This is a genomic window from Glaciimonas sp. CA11.2 (assembly GCF_034314045.1).
Classification (GTDB): domain Bacteria; phylum Pseudomonadota; class Gammaproteobacteria; order Burkholderiales; family Burkholderiaceae_D; genus Glaciimonas.
This window is the reverse complement of the sequence record NZ_JAVIWL010000001.1, coordinates 1,930,820-1,953,295: the sequence shown is the minus strand read 5'-3', so window position 1 is coordinate 1,953,295 and position 22,476 is coordinate 1,930,820. Positions and strand designations below refer to the sequence as shown.

At 47.4% G+C, this 22,476-nt stretch carries 21 protein-coding genes; 17 read left to right on the top strand and 4 right to left on the bottom strand.

The features are described from left to right. Positions 1–76: 76 nt before the first annotated feature. Positions 77–376: a DUF2917 domain-containing protein gene (locus tag RGU75_RS08370; protein ID WP_322234838.1), complete on the bottom strand. Its 300-nt coding sequence runs from the start codon at positions 374–376 to the stop codon at positions 77–79. 186 nt (positions 377–562) lie between these two features. On the opposite strand from RGU75_RS08370, the gene gcvA reads away from it, so the two are divergent. Continuing rightward, positions 563–1,477 carry a transcriptional regulator GcvA gene (gene gcvA / locus RGU75_RS08365; protein ID WP_322234837.1) on the top strand — a complete coding sequence of 305 codons (915 nt, stop codon included), beginning with the start codon at positions 563–565 and terminating at the stop codon, positions 1,475–1,477. A gap of 144 nt (positions 1,478–1,621) precedes the next feature. Here the strand turns inward: gcvA and RGU75_RS08360 are convergent, their stop codons facing one another. From RGU75_RS08360 to RGU75_RS08350, 3 genes are all read right to left on the bottom strand, one after another. Beyond that, a complete protein-coding gene (locus RGU75_RS08360) occupies positions 1,622–1,897 on the bottom strand; it encodes a DUF493 family protein (RefSeq protein WP_322240341.1) in 276 nt (91 codons plus the stop codon). A gap of 84 nt (positions 1,898–1,981) precedes the next feature. Next, complete coding sequence (locus tag RGU75_RS08355; protein ID WP_322234836.1) at positions 1,982–2,839, bottom strand: D-amino acid aminotransferase; 858 nt, start codon at positions 2,837–2,839, stop codon at positions 1,982–1,984. A 242-nt stretch (positions 2,840–3,081) separates the two neighbouring features. Further along, complete coding sequence (locus RGU75_RS08350) at positions 3,082–3,792, bottom strand: LuxR family transcriptional regulator (protein WP_322234834.1); 711 nt, start codon at positions 3,790–3,792, stop codon at positions 3,082–3,084. A gap of 1,123 nt (positions 3,793–4,915) precedes the next feature. Between RGU75_RS08350 and RGU75_RS08345 the strand changes: the two genes are divergently transcribed. The 16 genes from RGU75_RS08345 (at position 4,916) to RGU75_RS08270 (ending at position 22,409) form a co-directional block, all read left to right on the top strand. Beyond that, on the top strand, positions 4,916–5,536 hold the full coding sequence (locus tag RGU75_RS08345) for an acyl-homoserine-lactone synthase (protein WP_322234832.1): 621 nt from the start codon (positions 4,916–4,918) through the stop codon (positions 5,534–5,536). A 576-nt stretch (positions 5,537–6,112) separates the two neighbouring features. Further along, on the top strand, positions 6,113–7,504 hold the full coding sequence (locus RGU75_RS08340) for an undecaprenyl-phosphate glucose phosphotransferase (RefSeq protein WP_322234830.1): 1,392 nt from the start codon (positions 6,113–6,115) through the stop codon (positions 7,502–7,504). A 97-nt stretch (positions 7,505–7,601) separates the two neighbouring features. Next, positions 7,602–8,204 (top strand): hypothetical protein, encoded by a 603-nt coding sequence (locus RGU75_RS08335; protein WP_322234828.1) that lies wholly within the window; start codon positions 7,602–7,604, stop codon positions 8,202–8,204. A 137-nt stretch (positions 8,205–8,341) separates the two neighbouring features. Continuing rightward, the gene (locus RGU75_RS08330) at positions 8,342–8,791 is read left to right on the top strand and encodes a SurA N-terminal domain-containing protein (RefSeq protein ID WP_322234826.1); all 450 of its coding nucleotides are present in this window, start codon (positions 8,342–8,344) and stop codon (positions 8,789–8,791) included. Positions 8,792–8,832: 41 nt separating this feature from the next. Further along, on the top strand, positions 8,833–9,210 hold the full coding sequence (locus RGU75_RS08325; protein WP_322234824.1) for a hypothetical protein: 378 nt from the start codon (positions 8,833–8,835) through the stop codon (positions 9,208–9,210). Positions 9,211–9,345: 135 nt separating this feature from the next. Next, on the top strand, positions 9,346–10,146 hold the full coding sequence (gene epsE, locus RGU75_RS08320; RefSeq protein ID WP_322234822.1) for a polysaccharide export protein EpsE: 801 nt from the start codon (positions 9,346–9,348) through the stop codon (positions 10,144–10,146). Between the two features lie 127 nt (positions 10,147–10,273). Continuing rightward, on the top strand, positions 10,274–11,632 hold the full coding sequence (gene epsF / locus RGU75_RS08315) for a chain length determinant protein EpsF (RefSeq protein ID WP_322234820.1): 1,359 nt from the start codon (positions 10,274–10,276) through the stop codon (positions 11,630–11,632). A gap of 165 nt (positions 11,633–11,797) precedes the next feature. Next, the gene (locus tag RGU75_RS08310; RefSeq protein WP_322234818.1) at positions 11,798–13,072 is read left to right on the top strand and encodes a polysaccharide polymerase; all 1,275 of its coding nucleotides are present in this window, start codon (positions 11,798–11,800) and stop codon (positions 13,070–13,072) included. A gap of 12 nt (positions 13,073–13,084) precedes the next feature. Continuing rightward, complete coding sequence (locus tag RGU75_RS08305; protein WP_322234817.1) at positions 13,085–13,351, top strand: hypothetical protein; 267 nt, start codon at positions 13,085–13,087, stop codon at positions 13,349–13,351. Between the two features lie 125 nt (positions 13,352–13,476). After that, complete coding sequence (locus tag RGU75_RS08300; RefSeq protein WP_322234815.1) at positions 13,477–14,577, top strand: acyltransferase; 1,101 nt, start codon at positions 13,477–13,479, stop codon at positions 14,575–14,577. A 95-nt stretch (positions 14,578–14,672) separates the two neighbouring features. After that, positions 14,673–15,668, top strand: coding sequence for a glycoside hydrolase family 5 protein (locus RGU75_RS08295; protein WP_322234813.1), 996 nt, complete (start codon positions 14,673–14,675; stop codon positions 15,666–15,668). A gap of 190 nt (positions 15,669–15,858) precedes the next feature. Beyond that, complete coding sequence (locus RGU75_RS08290) at positions 15,859–17,373, top strand: lipopolysaccharide biosynthesis protein (RefSeq protein ID WP_322234811.1); 1,515 nt, start codon at positions 15,859–15,861, stop codon at positions 17,371–17,373. Between the two features lie 62 nt (positions 17,374–17,435). Next, positions 17,436–18,212 carry a WecB/TagA/CpsF family glycosyltransferase gene (locus tag RGU75_RS08285; protein WP_322234809.1) on the top strand — a complete coding sequence of 259 codons (777 nt, stop codon included), beginning with the start codon at positions 17,436–17,438 and terminating at the stop codon, positions 18,210–18,212. 90 nt (positions 18,213–18,302) lie between these two features. Further along, positions 18,303–19,538 carry an NDP-sugar synthase gene (locus RGU75_RS08280; protein ID WP_322234807.1) on the top strand — a complete coding sequence of 412 codons (1,236 nt, stop codon included), beginning with the start codon at positions 18,303–18,305 and terminating at the stop codon, positions 19,536–19,538. After that, a complete protein-coding gene (locus RGU75_RS08275) occupies positions 19,535–20,953 on the top strand; it encodes a mannose-1-phosphate guanylyltransferase/mannose-6-phosphate isomerase (RefSeq protein ID WP_322234805.1) in 1,419 nt (472 codons plus the stop codon). The genes RGU75_RS08280 and RGU75_RS08275 overlap by 4 nt, the downstream gene beginning before the upstream one ends. Positions 20,954–21,014: 61 nt before the next feature. Then, a complete protein-coding gene (locus RGU75_RS08270) occupies positions 21,015–22,409 on the top strand; it encodes a phosphomannomutase/phosphoglucomutase (RefSeq protein ID WP_322240339.1) in 1,395 nt (464 codons plus the stop codon). Positions 22,410–22,476: the final 67 nt, after the last annotated feature.

The window sequence follows — 22,476 nt, the reverse complement described above, 5'->3', positions numbered from 1 at the left end:
TCATCCGCCATGTTCTCGAAAAACAAGAACGTGGTATTCCACGTCTTTTTTGCCGAAAACTATGCCGCCAATCGCTTTAGCTCAGTAACGCTAGGCGACCAGACTGAACAAATCGACTTACTGCCGGAATTTGAGGACGCAAATGCATCACACTACGGCCCTTGTCGGCCTCAAGAACCATGAGACTACCAGCGGCCACGTTGAGATAATCACCTGCATTCAGCCAGTAATCGTCACTTTGACCAGAAATAGTGACCCAGACACGACCGCTGGAAACTTGCAATATTTCTGCAGATTCTGCTTGCATCGACAACACTTGGCCTGCGTTGAGGGCTAATGGCTGTTGCATCTCTTTAGTGAATAAATTTCTCATCATGTTTCTCCGATAACTGCTGGTATAGTTCTATAATCCACCCGGATAATCTCTGTCAGCCCCTAATTGCAGCTGATGGAAATCTTTGCTGGACCGCTAACAACATTCTAGTCAACACATTCGGTAAAACAAAACGAGTAATTGCACGCGTTCTTGCTAATTTTATTCACATAGGGATGCGCGACAACTATGGCCGACCTACGCAAACTTCCTCCCCTTTCTGCCTTGCGGGCTTTTGAGGCGGCATCACGCTATGACAGTTTTTCGCGCGCTGCCGAGGAAATACGCCTGACGCCCGGTGCGATCAGCCATCAAGTGCGTGCGCTTGAGGTCGAATTAGGCCTCGCATTATTCACGCGCCACGGCAAGCGCATCGCAATCACTGACCAAGGCCAACGGTTTGCCACAACGATACGCAAAGCGCTGACTGAAATTGCGCTTGCTGCAGAGGCCTTGAAAATCGATGCCAAGCAAAAACGACTCACTATTTCAGCCCTACCGTCATTTGCCGCACGTTGGCTGGCACCGCGGTTATGGAAATTCATTGACCTGCACCCGGATACGGAAGTCGTACTGCAATCATCAAGCCAACTCCAGGACCTCGCGCAGGAACAGATCGATGTTGGTATTCGCTTTGGCGTCGGGCACTATCCGGGATTGGTGGTGGAAAAATTGATGGATGATTTTTATTATCCGGTCGTCAGCCCTCGTTATCGGCAAGGCCATTTGCCAGAAAAGCCAGAGGCTTTAGCGCAATGCACGCTGTTGCGCATGGATTCAGAGGAGTCCTGGCAACCGTGGTTTGAGGCTGCAGGTATAACGCTACCAGAACCAAGTCGTGGCTTGAGAATTCAAGATGCATCGATGCTACTTCGCTCAGCCTCGGATGGGCTTGGTATCGCCTTGACGCGGCATGCCATCGCGCTACAAGAAATCGCCGCCGGTGAGTTAATTCGGTTGTTCGATGTTGTCGTGCTATGTCCGAATGCGTATTATTTTGCTTGCTTACCGGAGGCCATGAATAAACCACAGGTCCAAGCCTTTCACGGCTGGTTAACACAAGAAATAGCAGAATTTAAAGCACAAAACAGTTGGCCCGGTTAACCAGAACAACTGTTTATTTTTGCGATTGACACAAACCTATTTTCGACGCTCGCGAAACGGCACGCGCGATGCCATAGCATAACTAGTCCATAATCATTGGCTCGGCAAGCGTCCGATCGCAATACACTAACCTGATAATTACGATTACAGAACCATTTTCACCATCGGATGAGTCGATAATGCGCTGTATAAATTATCAAGTTGCTCACGACTAGTCGCTCGCACAGTGACTGTCAAACCAGTGTAATTGCCTTTAGCGGATGGTCGTACTTCAAGCTTATCGATATGAAAAGTTGGGTCATGTTGCACCACTAGGCCGACGATCGTTTCCGCAAATGCGTCGTGCGTTGGCCCCATAATCTTGATAGGAAAATCGCTCGGATAGACGATCAGGCTGTCTTCGTGAGGAATGGTCGGCATAGTCATAACGATTGCTTTCTAAAAATCAGGCAACATAGCAAAAGACACGTTGCCCGAGGGACAAATCAAGCTATCAAGGTCACCTTAATCACACAAGGCGGCTTTCGCTCCCTGATAGGCTTGATATAACGCCTTATAAATGGGGCCAGGTTGACCGTTTCCAACAGTTTTGCCATCAATAACGGTCACAGGCAAAATTTCTTTGGTTGCCGATGACAGCAGCACTTCATCGGCCTCAACTACTTCCGCGCGCGAAATCTGGCGCGCAACAAACTGAAGATCATGTGCGGCGCAAAGCTCTTCGATCAAACCGTAACGGATGCCTTCCAGAATGAGGTTATTCTTGGGGGGCGCCATCAGGACGTTATTTTTGACAATCCAGACATTAGACGACGACGCCTCAGTCAGAAATCCATCACGGAATTGGATTGCTTCCATTACACCGTGCTCAGCCGCATTTTGCGCTGCCAGTACGTTGCCAAGCAAAGAAATCGACTTGATCTCGCAATGCAGCCAACGTTGGTCTTCCATAGTGATACATGATACGCCTTTGGCGCGTACCGCATCGCTTGGCAGAACCAAAGGATTGGTCATGATGAAAACCGTGGGCGTAATCACGTCTTTGGGAAACGCATGTGCCCGCTTCGCCACGCCACGCGTAACGTGAATATAAACCATCTGGTCGTCTTGTCCATAAGGCGCGACCACTTGGTTAATCAAGGCCATCCACTCTTCAACCTTATGCGGATTTGGAATATCTATCGCCGCAAGACTACGAAATAAGCGGGCCATATGATGCTTGGCACGGAATGCTTTGCCGGAATACATTGGAATGACCTCATACACACCGTCACCAAAAATAAATCCACGATCCAGCACAGGAATACGTGCGTCGGACAGGGGCGTCATCACGCCATTGAGATAGACGATGGAATCTTGCATGATTATTTTCTTAAGAAGGTGGGGGATTTGATTCTTGCACAAGTATGAACAGCAGAGTATGCAAAAAAAGTATAGAAATTCGACGCCCGCGGTACTACATTGTAACAACTTTGCTCTATCCAATTCTCATTCCAAATATCCAGATACTGGAATAATTATTAATAGCAAAACATAAATAGTCAAACGTGGAAATGGGAGATATCCAACGCGCCCCACATTCTTTTACGCTCCTCCAACCCCGGTTATAGCAATCCTAAAATTGCTGCCTTAATGACGGCTCCGGCTTTATTTGCTGCGCCAAGTTTTATTAGCGTATTAGTGATGTGGAAATTCACCGTCCGCTCTGCAATATTCATGATATGACCAACTTCACTAGAAGTCTTACCGTCGGCGGTCCAGCGAAGGACTTCGACTTCTCGCGCGGTTAGTCGCGCAACAGCCTCCGGCATCAACTTTGGAACCAGCAATCGAGTCAATCCCTCATGCGCGGTGTGGGTCAGCCAGGTTAAATTTGACGTGATGTGATGCAGTTCTTTTAATGAGAGTGCTTCATCAGAGCGCGATAAGCTGAGCAACCCTCCCACGCCTCTTGTGTCGTGGCAAGATTGGGCCCAACCCACACCGAGACCATGCGCGTGGGCATCCTCCCAAAAAGGGCGAGATTTGACACCAATTTCTTCCGACCAGACCAATGGCATGCTTGAGCGCATGCCGTGTGCGATCGTTGGGTCGGTCATAAGGTAATTTTGTTCAAAATAACGCTGTTTCCATGCTCTCGAATAGTTGTTGAGCATGACCAACTTCGGCTGAGAGATAGGAAGCGGCATCCGCATACCGTACGCGCAATAGTCGAATCCAAGTTTATGAGCAGCACCAGATAGCGCGGCAAAAAAGGCAGCCTCGTTCTCTGCGGTTAGTAAGGCTTGAACTTGATCTCCCTGAAAGCTATTCATACTCCCTCACAATTTTTTTATGCATAAATAATGTCCGTTAAAATGTCACACAGGAAATATACACGCAATTATTTGTATTTTTGGAATATCTTTCGATGATTTTCTTCTTTTGTAGAAGGACAACTTATCAGCACAACCATGACCAGAATGTCAATAAATAAAAAATCTGCCGCTCCAGTTAATTTTCGATAGCAGTTAACTCTATCGCCGTTCAATTTTTTTTCAGATTTACCGTATTTCTAAAATAAATGCATCACAAGAATCAACTCAACTCGCCCCCCCTTAAAATGATCCGTTTACAACTAGTCGCATCTCGATGGGTGCATATGCGGTTGCAATGTGAAGAGCTTCTTCATAAAGAGCCGATCCTTTTCATTTCAGGGCTGAGCCCCCGTATGCGGTACTCGACAGCCTCCATCCACATTGGGCCGGATACCAAGCAGCATCGTTATGAGCAGAGAGGTCGAGCAGATATCCGGCAATCGAAAAATCGCTCTTCTGGAAGAATTTAGTGACACATTTAACTAACAGCCGGTAGTGCAAGAGCAAATCACCGTGTGTCGCTCGGCAAGTCCAGTAGCACGTAAAATAGTGCTTAAAATCTTATTTAAAATACTAATGCCGCATCGACACGCAGAGTTCACCAAACCAGTTCTCCATCTCAAAAAAATGGCTCACGAAATAGCTATTTAAGTAATCAGATAACTCCCAGTAAATCTTCGCCTGATGCAGCGCTGCGACCTAATATTTTCTCCTCCATTTCGACTCTATTACCGTCCAACTTTCGCACACATCGAATGATCTGCATGCTACCGCGGTGCCTGTTCGGGACGCCTAATCAAGCGACAGATCCCTCGGCTCACGTGAAAAATAATCAAAGTGATACAGCGGCTATCCAACCGACACCTCCATTCACCGCTGATATTCCCGCCTCAGCTTTCAAGACTCAATCCTGTTCGAAAATTTAGGCGCAAATTAAATTACCAAAAAGTGCATTTAGTGTCAGCAAGTATCAGTCGTTATTGTTACGTCGTAAGACTGTAATTAGTGACAGTTACCTAGCTTTTTGAACTCCGTCATCATTTCAATATGAAAAAAAATAAGAATTTTCTGGGGTGGAAAAATGAACGTTATTTCGGGCGCTAGAGACCTCTTAACAAGCGAGTTAATCACGCAAATGTCAAGGTACCGGCATAAAGTCTTTATTGAAACACTTGAATGGAACCTTGAGAGTAGCAATGGGGCAGAGTTAGATCAATTTGATCGTCCAGATACCGTGTACGTGGTCGCGCATGACGAACATGGAAATTTGAACGGCTGCGCCCGTTTATTACCCACTACCTCGCCTTACCTCTTGGGCGAAGTATTTCCCCAACTTCTCCATGGCATGGCCATGCCCCACACACCAGAGGTCTGGGAGTTATCTCGCTTTGCTGCGATGGATTTCAATCATCAAACAAATTCGGCCATGGGCGAATTTTCTTCGCCGATTGCAATTAACCTGATGCAGGAGTCAATTCGCTGTGCTGCCGAGCATGGGGCTAAGCGGCTCATCACCGTCTCACCACTTGGCGTTGAGCGCTTGTTGCGACGCGCGGGATTTCAAGCACATAGAGCCGGACGACCAGTGATCGTCGATGGACAACCTATGTTTGCGTGCTGGATTGAAGTGGAATTAAACCGTAAGTTGATCCCAGGTAAGGAGAAATCTGACACCAAATTGTCAGGTCGTTACCGTTTTTGATTACACCGACATTTATTTGCGAACCCGAAGAGTAAGGCCTTATTGTCGGAAGACGGTCTTTCCCACAAATTAACGCGATACGTACCAAAAAATGTTTTCGAACGTTGGATTTTTGCGTCCAGCTGCGTCTTGACGATTAAAGAAAGATAGCTAAATGAGCAAAGGTTTAAAACGCCTCACTGGGCCTCAATCGTTACGTTGGAAACCCATTTTAGTACTACCTATTTACTCCTGCATTGCTGCGTTGGGGGACATTGGCGACCTCATTGCAACTGATTTCATGACACCACTCTTTGATTCCTCACGCCTTATATTGGTTACGGTATGAAAGACAAAAATAATTTATTGAAAGTGGCAAGTTCAGCGGCGGCCCAGGATTTGGGTGTGATCAGCAAGTTATCAGAGGTCACCTCTAATACTCCGTTTCGACTTGTTACGAAAGGAAGAAATTTTTGTTCGTCAGCGGGTCGCACTATCAAAGGCCTGCGATACAGAAGTTCTGGCCATTGCTACAGGTCGATACGCAAGCAACGACATCACGGCCAATACGTGCCATGTATTTTAAGGTAAGACAAAATGACCGAGAATGATATCCCCCTCATTTCGTTCTTCAAGCGTTTGCTCGATCCAGCCATTATTCTTGGGCTTCTCTATTTGGTCATCGTCGTTCAGGATGAAATGTTTACCGGTAATTATTTGGCGTTAATGATTATTGCCTTCTTTATTTCTTCGTTTATTTACGAACAAATTGATCTTTACCGCACTTTACATGCTGGGAAAAAACTGGCTTTTGCAACAGATATTTTTATGGGATGGGCAGTAGTCGTTTGCCTGTTGGCGCTAATTGGCCAGGGTACCGGGCTTCGATATGAATTTTCGGATCAAGTCGTCTTGACCTGGTTTACGCTTGCGCCATTCGCGCTTTTATTAAGTCGTTTGACTGCCTATCGGCTGGCATTCAATATTGGCAAAGACCGGGAGGTGCGCTCGGCTATCATCGTCGGAGCGAATAATCTAGGGACCGATATTCTACGACGTTTGACATCCCGCAGTAATGCGGGCATGGACGTACACGGATTTTTTGATGACCACTTAGCGCTCAACCAAAAGTATGCGGTCCCAATGCCGTCACGCCCCTATCTTGGCCTGATCGCCGACGTTGCTCTCTACGCGTGTACGCATAAAATTAGGACCATTTTTATCTGTCTGCCAATGTCTGAAAATGCGGGTTCCTCCTCCTTAATGGAAGAGTTGAGAGACACGACGGCATCCGTCTATTTTGTGCCCGACATTTATACCTTTGATCTTATTCAGGCGCGACTTGATCACGTCGGCGGCATTCCTGTCATTGGAATTTGTGAAACGCCATTCACCGGCTTACGGAGCGTTCTAAAGCGCAGCAGCGATATCGTCCTGGCGCTACTGATTCAGATCATGTTGTTACCAATTATGTTGCCTATTGCAATTGGTGTGAAATTATCGTCGCCAGGCCCGATCATTTTTGCACAGCGTCGCTACGGTTTGAACGGGGAAGAAATAGTGGTCTACAAATTCCGTTCAATGGGCGTTTGTGAAGACGGGGCGGTGGTGGATCAGGCTACCAAAAACGATATCCGGGTGACCCGTTTTGGCGGCTTTTTACGCCGTACATCGCTAGACGAATTGCCGCAATTTATCAATGTCTTACAAGGTCGCATGAGCATTGTCGGCCCTCGTCCTCACGCCGTTGCACACAATGAAATGTATCGAAAACTGATTAAGGGATACATGTTGCGACACAAAGTAAAGCCCGGGATAACCGGATGGGCCCAGATAAATGGTTTCCGGGGTGAGACCGACACGCTGGACAAAATGCGGTCAAGGATCGAATTTGATTTGGAGTATTTGCGTAACTGGTCACTAGGACTGGACCTGTTAATTATCATGCGCACGGTCAAGGAAGTATTAAAAAAAGACAATGCCTATTAATAATTAAGTCGTGCGTCCCGGTAGGTGGAATCGGTGAAGAAGATGGTAATTTTGCATACAAGTGTTGCGCGTTTCAGTACATATCCTTAAAGGAAATATGATGAAAATAGTTATGCTGTTGTTGGGTTTCATGAGCTCAGGGCACGCTGGCATTGTTAGCGCCACAACGCCATCTATTCATTTTTCATCGCACGAAATCAACACCCTGTGGTCAGCCCAAAAAATTGACGTAAGCGTTGGCGATAGCAGTCACACTATCTCCCCAAATATTGATTGCGTGAGTTTTCAGCAAGCCATCTCTGTCCCTCAATTAAGTCTAAGGAACGCTGCCATAACGCGGCATGGTTTCTTTATCGCGTCTGATAAGTCAGGCGGCATCTTCCGACCTGGAGATGCTGCAACGATAGAATCCCACGCTTCCGTCGAGGCAAATCACGTATCCCAAAAAACGGTCTCACATACCAATGCCGCGGATGATTCACGCTATTACCTCTTTAGAAGTTTTAGAAAACAAACGCCACCAAAACCTGCGTCATGGACACTACTTCTGACGGGGCTTTGCTTGTTGCTGTATCAGGTACGCCGTCGTTCAGTCAGAGTATCGATCGGATTGCATTCGGCTTCATTCAGCTTATACGCCACGCCAGACTTACGAAATATTCTGCCAACAGATACGGGCTTTGCCCTTCGTAGCTGGTAACGAGGCGTGAAGGTTCTAGCCATGAGAAAAATAGAATGACGGTATTTATTGGCGGGAGTCGCACCTTGAGTTGCTCAAAAAATTTTTATGCTCTCTTTTACGTTAGTGCAGCTTTAAGCCGCAATAGGATAACCATATTGAAAATATTGTCGCTTCTCGTGCCGCTTGCTGCCTTGAGCTTATGCGGGTGCGGTGATACCAATACCAATACCGATACGAATACCAGCAAGATTTTGGTACGGGTAAATGAAGAGGAAATTACCACGCGCCAACTTGAGGACGAACTGGCACACGAAAATCCGGTAAATGACAGCAATGTGGCAGTTACACCAGCCCAGCGAAATCAAACATTGGAAGTGCTGATCGACCGGAAATTATTGTTGAAGGAAGCGCGGCGACAAAAATTGGACCGTGATCCAAAAGTGTTACAGATTATTGAGCGCTACAAAACACAGGCAATCGTGCAGGCGTATCTGGAAACACAAACAGGAAAAATCGACCAGCCGACCAAGAACAATGTGAATGAATTTTTTCGGAGTCATCCGAATTGTTCACGCATCGAAAATTGCTTAATGTCGACCAATTAAGTATTGCCTCAGCGAATTTCACCAACCAGCTAAAAGGGGTAATGAACGCGGGAAAATCACTTGATCAGGTAGAGGCTTGGCTGACTGCGCACAAAATTGTGTATATAAGAACTGCCGTTTCCTATGATAGCGCTGAGTTGCCCGCTGATATCTATAACCAGCTTCATAGCCTTGCAAAAAATCGTCTATTTGTTTTAAAAGATGGCGACCGGAATTTACTTTCCGCAGTGACAAAATTGGTGGATAACCCAGTTCCGCCAGCGTTGGAAAAAATGCAGATTGAACGCTTCCTGATGGCAAAAAACATGCAGGAAATAGCGGCAAAAGAAATTGCCCGTTTACGCCCGTTCGCCAAACTTGAGTATGTCGATAAAAGCGATAGCAATCTGGAAAAAAGTCACACCCGGCAACGGCAGTAAACAAAAATGATGACTATTATCAGCATCGATATTGGTCGATTGGCAGCACCATCACGCTACCTGAAATAGAAAATGGTAACTGAACCCCTGATCAAATTTTCCGCAACGGTGAAACACCTCATGAAGATGCGCACAATGATAAAAAAAATTTACTTAGTCGTACTTGAACTGTTAGTGGTTCTAGCGGCGCTAGCAGCATTTAGCGCGCATGCGGCCGATATTCCGCTTGGCGCCGGTGATGTCGTAAAAATAACCGTATTTGGAAATCGTGATTTAAACCTGGAAACGAAAGTCAGTGAGACCGGAAGCATTACCTTTCCACTCATAGGTGAAGTCGGGGTGGCAGGATTATCGACATCGAACACGGAAAAAAAGATCGCGGGCTTATTAGTCAGCGGTGGCTTTTTGCGCACGGCACAAGTCAACATCATGGTCACGGAACTACAAAGTCAAAAGGTTTCGATGCTTGGACACGTTTTGCACCAGGGCATGTATCCCATTGATGGCCCACGCACTGTCACCGATATGCTTGCCCTAGCCGGCGGTGTTGGTCCTAATGGTGGCGATACCGCAACCATTATCTTTACGCGTAATGGCGTAGTTAACAAGCAGATTGTCGATCTTGTCGACATGGTTCACTCCGCTGACATGAGGCCGAATATGCCGCTGATCAGTGGTGACATGGTGTACGTCGAGCAGGCACCTAAATTTTATATCTACGGTGAAGTCCAACATCCCGGCGGGTATCGACTAGAGCGGCATATGAGCGTGATGCAAGCGTTGTCTGTTGGCGGCGGCCTTACACCGCGCGGCACGGAAAACGGCTTACGCGTCAAGCGTCAAAATACAGCAGGAAAAGTGCATACGTTTGGCGTAAAAAATGACGATGAATTGTTACCGGACGATGTCGTGTACGTCAAAGAAAGTCTGTTTTGATAACCGCCATAGCTTTCTATAAAAAGGCGCCTGGCAGGGCATCCACCAGTCAATGAATATGTGTGCGCGCCGGATTGCCGGCGCCATTAATTTTATTTTTTACTAGCTTTGTTTCAAAGGTGCAGTCATGAATTTTTATCAACTGTTAACCATACTTCGTACTCGTTACAAAATCGTGCTCATAACATGGTTTTTGGTGGTGATGGTGACTGCTGGTGTCAGTCTACTTTTACCAAAAATGTACAAAGCATCAAGCACGATACTGATTAACTATAAAGGTACCGATCCGGTGTCGGGAGAGATTTTGCCCGCACAGTTAGCTACCGGTTACATGGCGACTCAGATGGACATCATTACCAGCAAGACTGTGGCATTAAAAGTTGTTGCCAATCTAGGTCTGGCGAACGATCCACTTTTACGCCAGCGTTTGGACAAAATCGCAAGTAGCGACTCGATCAGCGACTTGCTAGCTGATATGTTGCTAAAAATGGTCGATGTGACGCCAGCGCGAGAAAGTAGCGTGGTCGAAATTAATGTCAGAGACAACGATCCAATATTCGCCGCAACTGTGGCAAATGGTTTCACCAAGGCATATCAACAGGTCAGTCTCGAAATCAAGGCAGCGCCGTTACGACAAGCCGCAATCTATTTTGCACAGAGGATCAAGACCTTGCGCGCGAACCTTGAAACGGCACAACATAACCTATCCGAATACCAGCAAGTGCACGGACTAATAAGTACCGATAAACGTCTGGACGTTGAAACCCTGCGTTTAAATGATCTTTCAAGTCAGTTGGTGATCGTTCAGGGACAGGCAATGGAAGCGTCGTCACGCAGTAAACAGGCAATGGGTAGTGGCGGTGTAGATTCGCCGGACGTCATTGCGAATTCGCTGGTTCAGACGCTGAAATCATCACTGGCGCTAGCTGAAGCAAAGTTTGCGCTGTTATCACAAAATCTGGCACCTAATCACCCTCAATATCAGGCTGCACAAGCGGAAGTAGACGGCCTGCGTGATGCGCTAAGCAGCAATATTAAAGCAACAAATAACGGCTCTTCGCATAACGGCCGCATATTACGTCAGCGTGAGGCCGAAGTGCGCGCCGCACTTGCGGCACAAAGAACCAGGATATTCGAACTCAACCGCTTCCGCGATGGGCTTGCAGTTCTGGTCGAAGATGTTGATAACGCACAGCACGCTTACGACGCCGTCCATTTACGCCTGACCCGCTCTAATCTCGAAGGCAATTCCAATCAATCCGATGTGTCTTTACTTAGTGTGGCAACGACACCAATGCATCCGTCGAGCCCCAATGTTCAATTTAACGTCGTTCTGTCGATTTTGATGGGATTGATGCTTGGAGTGGCACTCGCTGTATTAAAAGAATTGACGCATCGCGGGGTCGGCTCCGGCAGGGATACCCCAGTGCCAAATGTGCCCACGCTTGCCAGCATTAATAGGGCAATACCGAGCATGCCAAAGTGAAATCGGTCGATTGATTATTACGGACGAACTGAATCTGGGATAAAGGAATTGTTGGTATTGAGGACTTAGTCGAGGATTTCGAGCATCGGTGGCTCCCGTGATTAGCAATCGCACCGCCTTAGGGCCGATTTAATCGTTTTGCGTTATTAAAGGTCAATAAGCCATATGCATTATTTATCCGCCATCAGGAATTTTATTTTCCCTCGACAGCTCGATCTACAGATACCGGATAAAGGTCTGGTATTTTGGATTTTGATCGGCGCATTGGTGTATCAGACAGTCTTGTGTGCGATCCATACGAATATTCATCCCATTTCCATGGCTGGCGTGGAATTAACAGAAGCGTTCATCTATCTTGCCGCTCTCCTGGTATTGGTCCGACACATCAGACTTGAATTTCTGGCAGTTGCCGCGTTGGTCGGGACATACCTGTTTTTGATGGCGATTTTTCGTAACCAACTAGATCCAAAGGGTTTCCGGGACGTGATGATTCCACTCCTGTTTTACGCTCTTGGGCGTCATATTGGGGATAGCAATTATGCCGACCGTGTACTCAAAATGATGGTGCTCGTGGTGCTATTTTTTGGTTTTTTCGAATTATTTTTTCTGGATGCGTTTTCCCGTATTTTTAATATCTTTTCGTATTACGTCACTCAGGGCGGCCTGATAGCAGGTTCGAATTGGACTAAGGGCAGCGTCTTAGGACTGAACGGCATGCGGCCGGAGGGCATTGGGAGAACGATCTTGCCAGCCTTACTTGGCGGTCACCGAATATCGTCGATTTTTCTTGAGCCAGTATCGCTTGGTAATTTTGCGGTGATCATCGGAGCGTGGGGTTTATCTAAGCGAAGTAACGATCTCGTCAACATGCTTTTCTTTGTGTTTGCAGCCATGACGATGATTGCATTAAGTGACTCGCGCTACGGATTGATTACTTTAGCTTTTCTGGTGTTGATGCGCTGCATCCCTTTCAGTAAAAAAAATATCTGGATGATTGCTTTGCCATTACTTATCGTAGGAATGCTGTTGAGCATTGCCCTATTTTTTGACGGTCGGTATAGCGATAGCGTGATCGGGCGACTGTTCGTTAGTGGCAAGATGCTGCTGAGTCTGGACTTAGGAATGATATTTGGTGGAGTTGGATTTGACATCTATTTCGGCGATATGGGCTATCCGTCTCTGCTGACAAGGCTTGGTGTGGTGCTATGTCTCTTTTTATGGATCGCGTTCTGGTTGGTAAACATGGAGGACGAAAGAGGCGATCGTTTTCGGGCCTCTATCACCCTATACATGTCGCTGATCTTAAGTGTCAGCGGAACGTCGTTATTCGCTTTGAAGACCGCTGGCGTTCTCTGGTTCCTTGTCGGTTGCCTGGCAGCGCGTCAAAAAATGACATTACCAGCGACATCCGGATGCGCTGCAGCCTTCTCCCGAACATAAAGGACTTTCACTATGCCTATTAAAGCCGTGCTCATTGTGCGTCAACGTTCTCCTTCCTTCGGTGGCATGGAAGACGTGGTACAAAATATCGCCCGACAGCAGCGGGAACACCATGACCAACCTCTGAAGGTTATGACGCTTAACCGATTGTTTAGAAACTCTGCGGAATTCCTCGCACCTGACGCGGTGGTGAATGGTATCGGTGTTCTGAGACTTCCATTTCACGGCAATACCGGCTCCCCTTTGCCCTCAGGTATTACAGCATGTCGTCGACGCTGACGTGATCTGGCGAGATATCGCCAATAAATATGCAGATGTCTTTAAAAAATATGATGTCACGTTAAAACGCCTTATCTTTTTTTTAATCAAAAATAGTTTTGAATAACATTGAGTCTAATACAGCCATGACAAAAACGAAAATAAATGAAATTACCGGATTACGTGGAATAGCAGCGTTAATGGTGATGTATACGCATTTCGTAAGTTGGTTTTCGCTTCCTCTGAGAACAAATTTTTCCGGCGAAATCGGCGTAACGATTTTCTTTTCGCTCAGCGGTTTTTTGATGGCTTATCTTTACATAGAAAAAAATTTCTCGGCGTCAGATGTGATCGAGTATGCAATCTCCAGATTTTCAAGAATCGCGCCTGCTTATTTGTTTATTATTTTTATCGCTTACATCATCAGTACGAAACTTGATCCACATTTTATTTACGATATTACAAACAGAAATATTATTCGCCATATTCTTTTTTCCGGAAACATAGCTGTTTTCTGGAGCATTACGCCCGAAGTTGAATTCTATTTTCTCTTTATTTTTATCTGGGCTGCGGCCAGCCGTCTCGTGGTGCGATTCGATATTGTTGCCCTTCTGGCTTTGATTCTCGGCAGCATAGTCTTATTGTCATACCGGGATATTTTCCCTGGAACTTTTGTGGGCTCAAAGCTGCACTTTTTTTTGTTCGGCGTTATTGCTGGTGCAATGCGTTCAAAAATTAAGGAGGGACAAGGCAGAAAAGCAATGACGCTCTTACATTTGGCTCTAGTCTCGTTGGTAGTATTAATGGAGATGGGATTGATATCTTTACCATTCGCAGATAATAAAGAATTTTACAACAGCATATTGACGGCAATTTTTGGCGCTTTTCTTGTTTTCAGTTTTACGTTTCCGTCCGCCATTGGAAAATTATTTCTTGAAAACAGGTTAGTTATTTTTTGCGGTGAATGCAGCTTTTCAATTTATTTACTGCATATGCCTGTGCTGTATTTATACAAAAAAATTCTTCCAGGGCAGCCTGCTGATCTTGTTTCGATCGGGGCTAATATTATTTTCTTCACCTCACTTGTCATCATCGTCTTGCTGGTTTCCTGGCTTAACTTTCAGTATATCGAGAAGCCTGGAGCGCGCCTCATTAAATCTCTCGGAAATCGTTTAAAGAAGAGGGTCCTAGGGCTATTTCCAGTCGCAAAAAGTACACAACCGTTCTCCGTCAAGGGTGGTAACTGACCATGAAAAACTTCTGTAGCGACGTATTACAATCCTTTATAAATACCATAAGATTTGCGCACCGCCACACTTTGAGGAGTGGATTTTCGGTCAAAATGTTTCTCGCCGTCCTGGCGGGCTGTTTTGCAATAACACATGGCGCAGTTGCTAATTGCCTTGATAGCAAACGCCTGACCGGCGTCAATTTAAGCGGTGCGGAGTTTGCCGCAAATAAGTTACCGGGATTAGTTTTTCACGATTATATCTATCCCGATATCGCCGATATGCGCCATTTTCAATCACAAGGAATGAATACTTTTCGGCTGCCTTTTTTATGGGAGCGAATCCAACCAGCGCTATTCGGCGACCTTGACGCGCCGCAGCTCAAATTAATGATGGATACAGTCGCCGATGCACGTTTGCTGGATGTCTGCATCATTCTTGACGTGCACAATTACGGTGAATATCGCGGTCAGCCTATCGGCTCGGTTACCGTGCCACCGGCCGCTCTGGTCGATCTTTGGAAGCGGTTACTGCCGCACTTCAGGGACCCAACTAACGTCGCGTTCGATTTGATGAACGAACCAAGTAAGTTGCCGATAGCGAAATGGGCTGCAACAGCGCAGGAAACAGTTGATGCTTTACGGAAAAATGGTGCCAAAAATCTGATTCTGGTTGCGGGCGGAAGCTGGAGTGGTGCACATGCGTGGTTTGCAGACGCTAGCGGAGTATCAAATGCGGATGCGTTTCGCACATTTCATGACGCAGCAAATAATTACCTGATCGAAACTCATCAGTATGCGGATGAAGATTTCTCGGGCACCCATAACACCTGTGTTGATCCCGCAATATTAACCACGGTCATGTCAAAGCTGACGAAATGGGCAATCTCGACGCAACACCGTTTATTTCTTGGGGAGGTAGGGGTCTATCCCACTTCACCATGTTTGGCAGCGTTAGCGGCCATTGTCAACAGTACAAAAAACGCTTCGGCGTGGCGCGGCTGGACCTATTGGTCGACTGGTCCATGGTTAGCAGAATATCCATACAACCTGCTGCCCGACGCAAACGGTGAGAAACCACAAATGGCGGTGTTAAAGCAAGCGATGTAACCCTCTTGAGTTGGCCTAAATGTCACTCTTGTTGTATCGCTTATTTAGCATTTACTTGGCACTTATGCGGCACTCATGTGGCAATTACGTGGCATGACATCAATGAGTATTCAGCCAATACGCATTGTTGACCACTTCAAAAATATAAACGAAAAACAGGAACACACATGATGGGGAAACCGAACATCAAATGGAACGAAGCGCCGCGATGAAGATTAATCAATCGGGCGGTGTTGCTTCAGGTTCGATCTGGTCGATCGTAGATAACCTTGCTCAGCAAGCCTTGTCTTTCATTATCTTTGCCGTTCTGGCGCGCTTTCTTGCGCCCGATGCTTTTGGCTTGCTGACGACCGCCCATCTTTTTATCCTCTTCACCCGACTTGTCGTATTCGATGCGATTGCTATGCCCATCGTGCGGACAAAAGATCCAACCGACCGCCTTTACTCTTGGGTATTCACCTGCTGCATGTTGGCAAGCCTGGTGCTCGCTGGCGCGATGTTTTTTTCGGCTGGATTGATTTCTGCACTATTTCGCGCACCCGACCTAAAAGTGGTGCTGCAAGGCATGAGTTTATCGATTGTGTTTTACGGTTTAGTGCGCGCCTATGAAGCCAGGTTAGTGCGCAACATGATGTTCCGACAACTCGCTGTGCGGTCCATTGTCTCCATAACCGTCGGTGGCCTGGTCGGCATCTATCTGGCCGCGCATGGATGGGGCGGCATGTCTCTGGTAGTACAGCAGGTAACGGCATCCGGTCTCGGCCTGCTGTTGGTTGTTGCCCAAAGTCGCTGGCTGCCACGGATGGTTTTCGACAGCGCCCTGATGCGCCGTTATCTGGCAGATATTCGCCAGGTCGGATTGTCCGGTTTGCTTGGTTTTGTCAATACCAACGGTGATGCATTACTAGTCAGTTTACTGCTTGGCCCATATGCTACCGGCGTCTATAACCTTGCCAAGCGCGTCACCTCGGCCGTGTATCTGGTCATCTCCAGCTCCATGCACAAAGTCGCACTACCCGTATTCTCCGATGCGGGTACCGATTTAGCAGCGCTGCGTAGAGGATATTTAAAAATACTCGGGATCACTATTTTCTGCGTTGCGCCATTGCTATGTTTTCAAGCGGTGCTGGCGAAGCCTTTGGTAGCGATAGTGTTCGGCACGAAGTGGTTGCCTGCCGCACCAACGATTGCTGCATTAGCAGTGTTGTATTTGCTGTCCTCGGTCACGCAGTTAAATGATTATCTGTTTTTTGCGATGGGTAAGAATCGTGTTCCAGTACTGCTGGGAATAATCCAATTACTACTGGCAGCAGGATTTTCTGCGATCTTTCAAAACTTCGGATTGATCGGAATGAGCCTCTCATTTTGTGGGGCCTTTTTGCTGGTGTATCCGATTTCGCAGGTATTTCTGAATCGAATACTTAATCTAAACCTTCGCATGATGTGGCACGCGCTGGCTCCGCCTCTAGTCGGCAGCGTGATGTTATTTGTAGGACTCAGCGTCTATTTACTGTGTATCCCGGATCATTTAACCGATGTGGCTTCTATTGGCGGTGGCGTACTTGTGTCTTGCCTCTTGTATCCATTCATCGTCGTTATTACCGGTTGGAAAATAAGAGCATTCAACAGTTCCTGGCACGAAATGCTGATGGCAGCACTGCGGGTTCGTCGATTCTTTACGCGATCATCAAGTGAAATACTTTGACCGGTGGCCCGTTGCACTGCTCTGCGGCCGCGTAGTAAGAAGTTTTTTTTAGGGAGTTATTGATGAATGAAGAAAAATGTATTGCTATCGCGGGTTATCCGGTCACTAGGACGACTTCACCAGTATTGGCCAGATACTTGCGTCAAACCGTAAAGAAAGAACGAAAGGTGTCACTATTTTTTGCCAACACGAATTTTATCGTTGAGTGCCGCTATCTCCTAGGGACAATGAAAAGTAATTCCACCACCATTGTTAATGATGGCATTGGCTTGGATATTGCCGCATTTTTGTTCCGTCGTGAAAAATTTACGGAAAATTTAAACGGAACGAATTTCATCCCCTATTTTTTTTCTGGGGTACAAAGACCACTGCGTGTATTTATGCTTGGGGCAAAGCCCGAAACTCTCGCCAAAGCAGTTGAACATGTTCAGATGGCGTTAGGCCAGACGGTCGTAGGCAAGTGCGACGGATATACCGGCCTTGAACATGATCACGCCGAATTAATTGACGCAATCAACCTCTCTCATGCAGAAGTGGTGCTGGTCGCCCTCGGCAATCCGATTCAAGAGGAATGGATACTATTGAATCGCAGCAAGCTACATGCAAATGTCGTGATCGGCGTCGGGGCATTGTTCGAGTTTTGGAGTGGCGAAAAAACACGCGCGCCCATTTTTTTACAAAGCATCCGGCTCGAGTGGTTGTATCGATTATGGCTTGAACCCCGCCGCTTAATTCGACGCTACACCATCGACATTATCCAATTTTTGATTGCATGCCAGAAGCATCGTGGCGACCGTCCCAACAGATCAATTAGACACGCGACAAACCTTAAAGTCTGAAGTAACAACGCCGCACTTAGGGCATGACGGACAGGTGGAAATTTGAAAATATTAGCCGCAATTAAATATTAAATTTTCGAGGTATACAAAATGAAAGCAATGATATTGGCAGCTGGCAAGGGTACGCGGGTTCGTCCTTTGACCTATGATCTTCCGAAACCAATGATACCGATTATGGGAAAACCGGTAATGGCTTATCTGGTCGAATTTCTTGCCAGTTATGGCGTGCGAAATATTATGGTGAACGTGAGTTATTTGCACAAAAAAATTGAAGACTACTTCGGGGATGGAAGTCAGTTCGGCGTTCAGATCGGCTATTCCTTTGAAGGTTATGTCAACGAGCGCGGGGAACTGATTGCTGAACCTTTAGGTTCTGCTGGCGGCATCAAGAAAATTCAGGAGTTTGCGAACTTCTTCGACGATACGACTATTGTAATATGTGGCGATGCGCTCATTGATCTGGATTTGGCTTCCGCGCTGCTTGAACATAAGCAAAAAGGTGCAATGGTCAGTGTAATCACCAAAAAAGTACCGTGGGATAAAGTCGATAACTATGGCGTGGTGGTGACCGACTCCGATGGACGGATCAAATCGTTTCAGGAAAAGCCGAAACAAGAAGAAGCACTCTCCAATTTTGCGAGCACTGGAATCTATATCTTTGAGCCCGAGGCCATTGATCTGATTCCTTCTGGCACGATCTTCGACATCGGCTCTGATCTGTTTCCGTTGATGGCTGAAAAGGGTCTACCGTTTTACGCCCAACAACGGTTCTTTAACTGGATTGACATTGGCACCGTCACCGATTATCTGAGCGTGATGCAACGCGTTCTTTTAGGCCAGGTGGCGCAACTTCAAGTCCCGGGAACACCTATTGCCGATGGTGTATGGGTGGGTCTCAATACCCAGATTAACTGGCAAGACACGATCATTCAGGGGCCAGTTTATATTGGTGCCGGTTGCCAGATTGAGGCTGGCTCTACCATCATCGGGCCGACCTGGATCGGACATGGCAGTCACATTTGTTCCGGTTCGAAGGTGGTGCGTAGCGCCTTATTTGAATACACGCGAATTTTCCCTGGCGCTTATCTCGAAGAAATGGTTATAGTCAAAGACTATAGCGTGAACCGTGCCGGTGAAATGGTGCACTTACCAGAAGCCGGTCATCACGCGTGGGGCGATGCCCGCGATAAGCGATCGGTAGCGCTGCCGGTGTTGACGCCGGTATTATCAATAGAATCGCCAACTTTAGTGAAGCCAGAGTCACAATATAATCTGCAAGAGCCCAGATGGGACCTCAACGCAGTCCTGCCGGTAGGTGCCGCATGAGAATCTATCCGGTTATTCTCGCTGGCGGTGCCGGCACACGCTTATGGCCATTATCGCGTGAGGCACTGCCCAAGCAACTATTGCCCTTATGCTCTAATTATTCGATGTTGCAGGAAACGCTGTTGCGGTTATTGGATTGGACTGAATTGATGCCGCCGCTCATCACCTGCGGTAACGAACATCGATTTCTTGTGGCAGAGCAATTGCGCGCCATCGGTGTGGCACCCATGGGCATCTTACTGGAGCCATGCGGAAAAAATACTGCTCCTTCGGTGGCCGCTGCCGCACATTTTTTATTAAAAGAGGATAAAGAGGCACTCATGCTAGTGCTTCCTGCCGACCATATGATTGCGGATGTTAAGGCTTTTCATGTGGCGGTGCAGCGTGCGGCACAAGCTGCATGCAACGGTGCTCTGGCAACCTTCGGTATAGTGCCGTCCGGGCCGGAGACTGGCTACGGCTATATTCGCCGTGGCAAGTTGGCAGACGGAACTGAAGGTTGTTACGCCGTTGAAAGATTTGTAGAGAAGCCAGATAGTTCGACCGCGGAAATGCTCATTGCAGACCCTGCTTATAGCTGGAACAGTGGGATGTTTTTGTTTCTGGCGTCGCGCTACCTAGAAGAACTCACCGCCTTTCGTCCAGCAATCGCCGTCAGTTGTCAGAAAGCGTTCAAGGACGCCTACAGCGATCTGGACTTCTGTCGTCTCGATGAGGTTCTCTTTGCGGAATGTCCATCCGAGTCGATCGACTATGCAGTAATGGAACACACTGCCCATGCAGTCGTGGTCCCAGCAGAGATAGGCTGGAACGATGTCGGATCGTGGTCTGCGTTGTCGCAAATACTGGATGCCGATATCGAAGGCAATGTACTCCGTGGCGACGTGTATACCGACCATGTTAAAAATTCAATGATTCGTGCAGAAAGTCGCTTGGTGGCAGTGGTCGGCGTTGAGAATCTGATAGTTATCGAAACCAAGGATGCGGTATTGGTAGTTCATAAAGATCAGGTTCAAAGAGTAAAAAAGATCGTCGAAGAATTGCAAAAAAATAATCGTACCGAACATTTGAATCACACAACCGTCTATCGGCCTTGGGGAAGTTATGAGGGAATCGACCTTGGCAATCGTTTCCAGGTGAAGCGCATCACAGTTAATCCTGGTGGAAAGCTATCGCTGCAAATGCACCATCATCGCGCCGAACACTGGGTCGTGGTAAGCGGAACAGCGCGCATTACCTGCGGAGACGAGGAGAAATTTCTTACTGAAAACGAATCAACGTATATACCTATCGGCGAAAAACACCGACTGGAAAACCCCGGGAAAATGCCATTGCATCTCATAGAAATTCAATCCGGCGGCTATCTCGGAGAAGACGATATCGTGCGATTCGAGGACATATACAAGCGAAATTAGAGAGACTTTTTGGCGTTGTTTATGTTCTATGACTTTTCTCTTCAGCAACGGATTAAAAATGATGCCATCAATACAAAGTTCTATATTTAAAGCCTACGACATCCGCGGCGTCATAAATAAAACGCTCGATGCTAATGTAGCCCGGCAAATCGGTCGGGCTTTCGGTTTGGCCGCGCTTGCGAAAGGTCAAAAAACCGTCATAGTCGGCCGTGATGGCCGGTTATCGGGCGCTGAGATGGCGGCGGCCCTTGTAGCAGGATTGCAAGACTTGCGCGTGGATGTGATTGACCTCGGCGTTGTCGTCACGCCAATGGTGTATTTTGCGACGCATATGTTGGGCACACAATCCGGCGTCATGGTCACCGGTAGTCACAATCCTCCCGATTACAACGGCTTCAAAATGGTTCTGGCGGGTGAAGCTATGTATGGTGAAACCATTCAGGCACTCTATCGGAGCATCGTCTCAGGTGCGGCGACAGCGGCCGCCGCGCAAGTCCAGCATCCGGGTGGTTACTGCACCCACAATATTAAGGGAGCCTATCTTCAGCGCATTCTCAGTGACGTCAAACTAGCAAAGCCGATGAAAATTGTGGTCGATTGCGGCAATGGCGTGGCAGGTGCGTTTGCCGGAGAACTCTATCGCGCCCTGGGTTGCGAAGTGCAAGAATTGTTTTGTGAGGTTGACGGAACATTTCCGAACCACCATCCCGATCCAGCGCATCCGGAGAATTTGCAGGATGTCATTCGGGCGCTGCAAACCTCTGACGCAGAAATTGGCCTGGCGTTCGACGGCGATGGCGATCGTCTGGGCGTCGTCACCAAAGATGGTCAAATCATTTATCCGGATCGGCAATTGATGCTGTTTGCCGCTGATGTCCTGACCCGTCATCCGGGCCAGGAAATTTTGTACGACGTCAAATGCACGCGCCATCTGGCGCCATGGATTACGCAGCACGGTGGCAAGCCGCTGATGTGGAAAACCGGCCATTCACTGGTCAAAGCCAAGATGCGTGAGACCGGTGCGCCGCTGGGCGGTGAAATGAGTGGGCATGTGTTTTTCAAAGACCGTTGGTATGGTTTTGACGACGGCTTGTATGCTGGTGTCCGATTGCTGGAATTGTTAAGTCGGGAAAGTGATCCGTCTGCGGTGCTCAATGCACTACCGCAATCGACTAGTACGCCTGAGTTGCAATTAACATTGGCCGAAGGTGAAAACTTCACGCTAATTGCCGCTCTTCAAGAGCAAGCGGAGTTTCCCGGTGCTGATAAGATTATCAAGATTGATGGGCTGCGCGTCGAATATTCGGATGGTTTTGGATTGGTGCGGGCATCGAATACCACGCCGGTGGCAGTCATGCGTTTTGAGGCCGAATCGGAAGATGCGCTGGCACGGATACAGGCGGAGTTTAAGCGCGTGATTTTGTTGGAGAAACCGGATGCTGTTTTAAATTTTTAACTGGTGTTCGTTTTACAAAACACAATATTGCGACTGTTACCGAGTTTAGTGACCGATCACATTATTG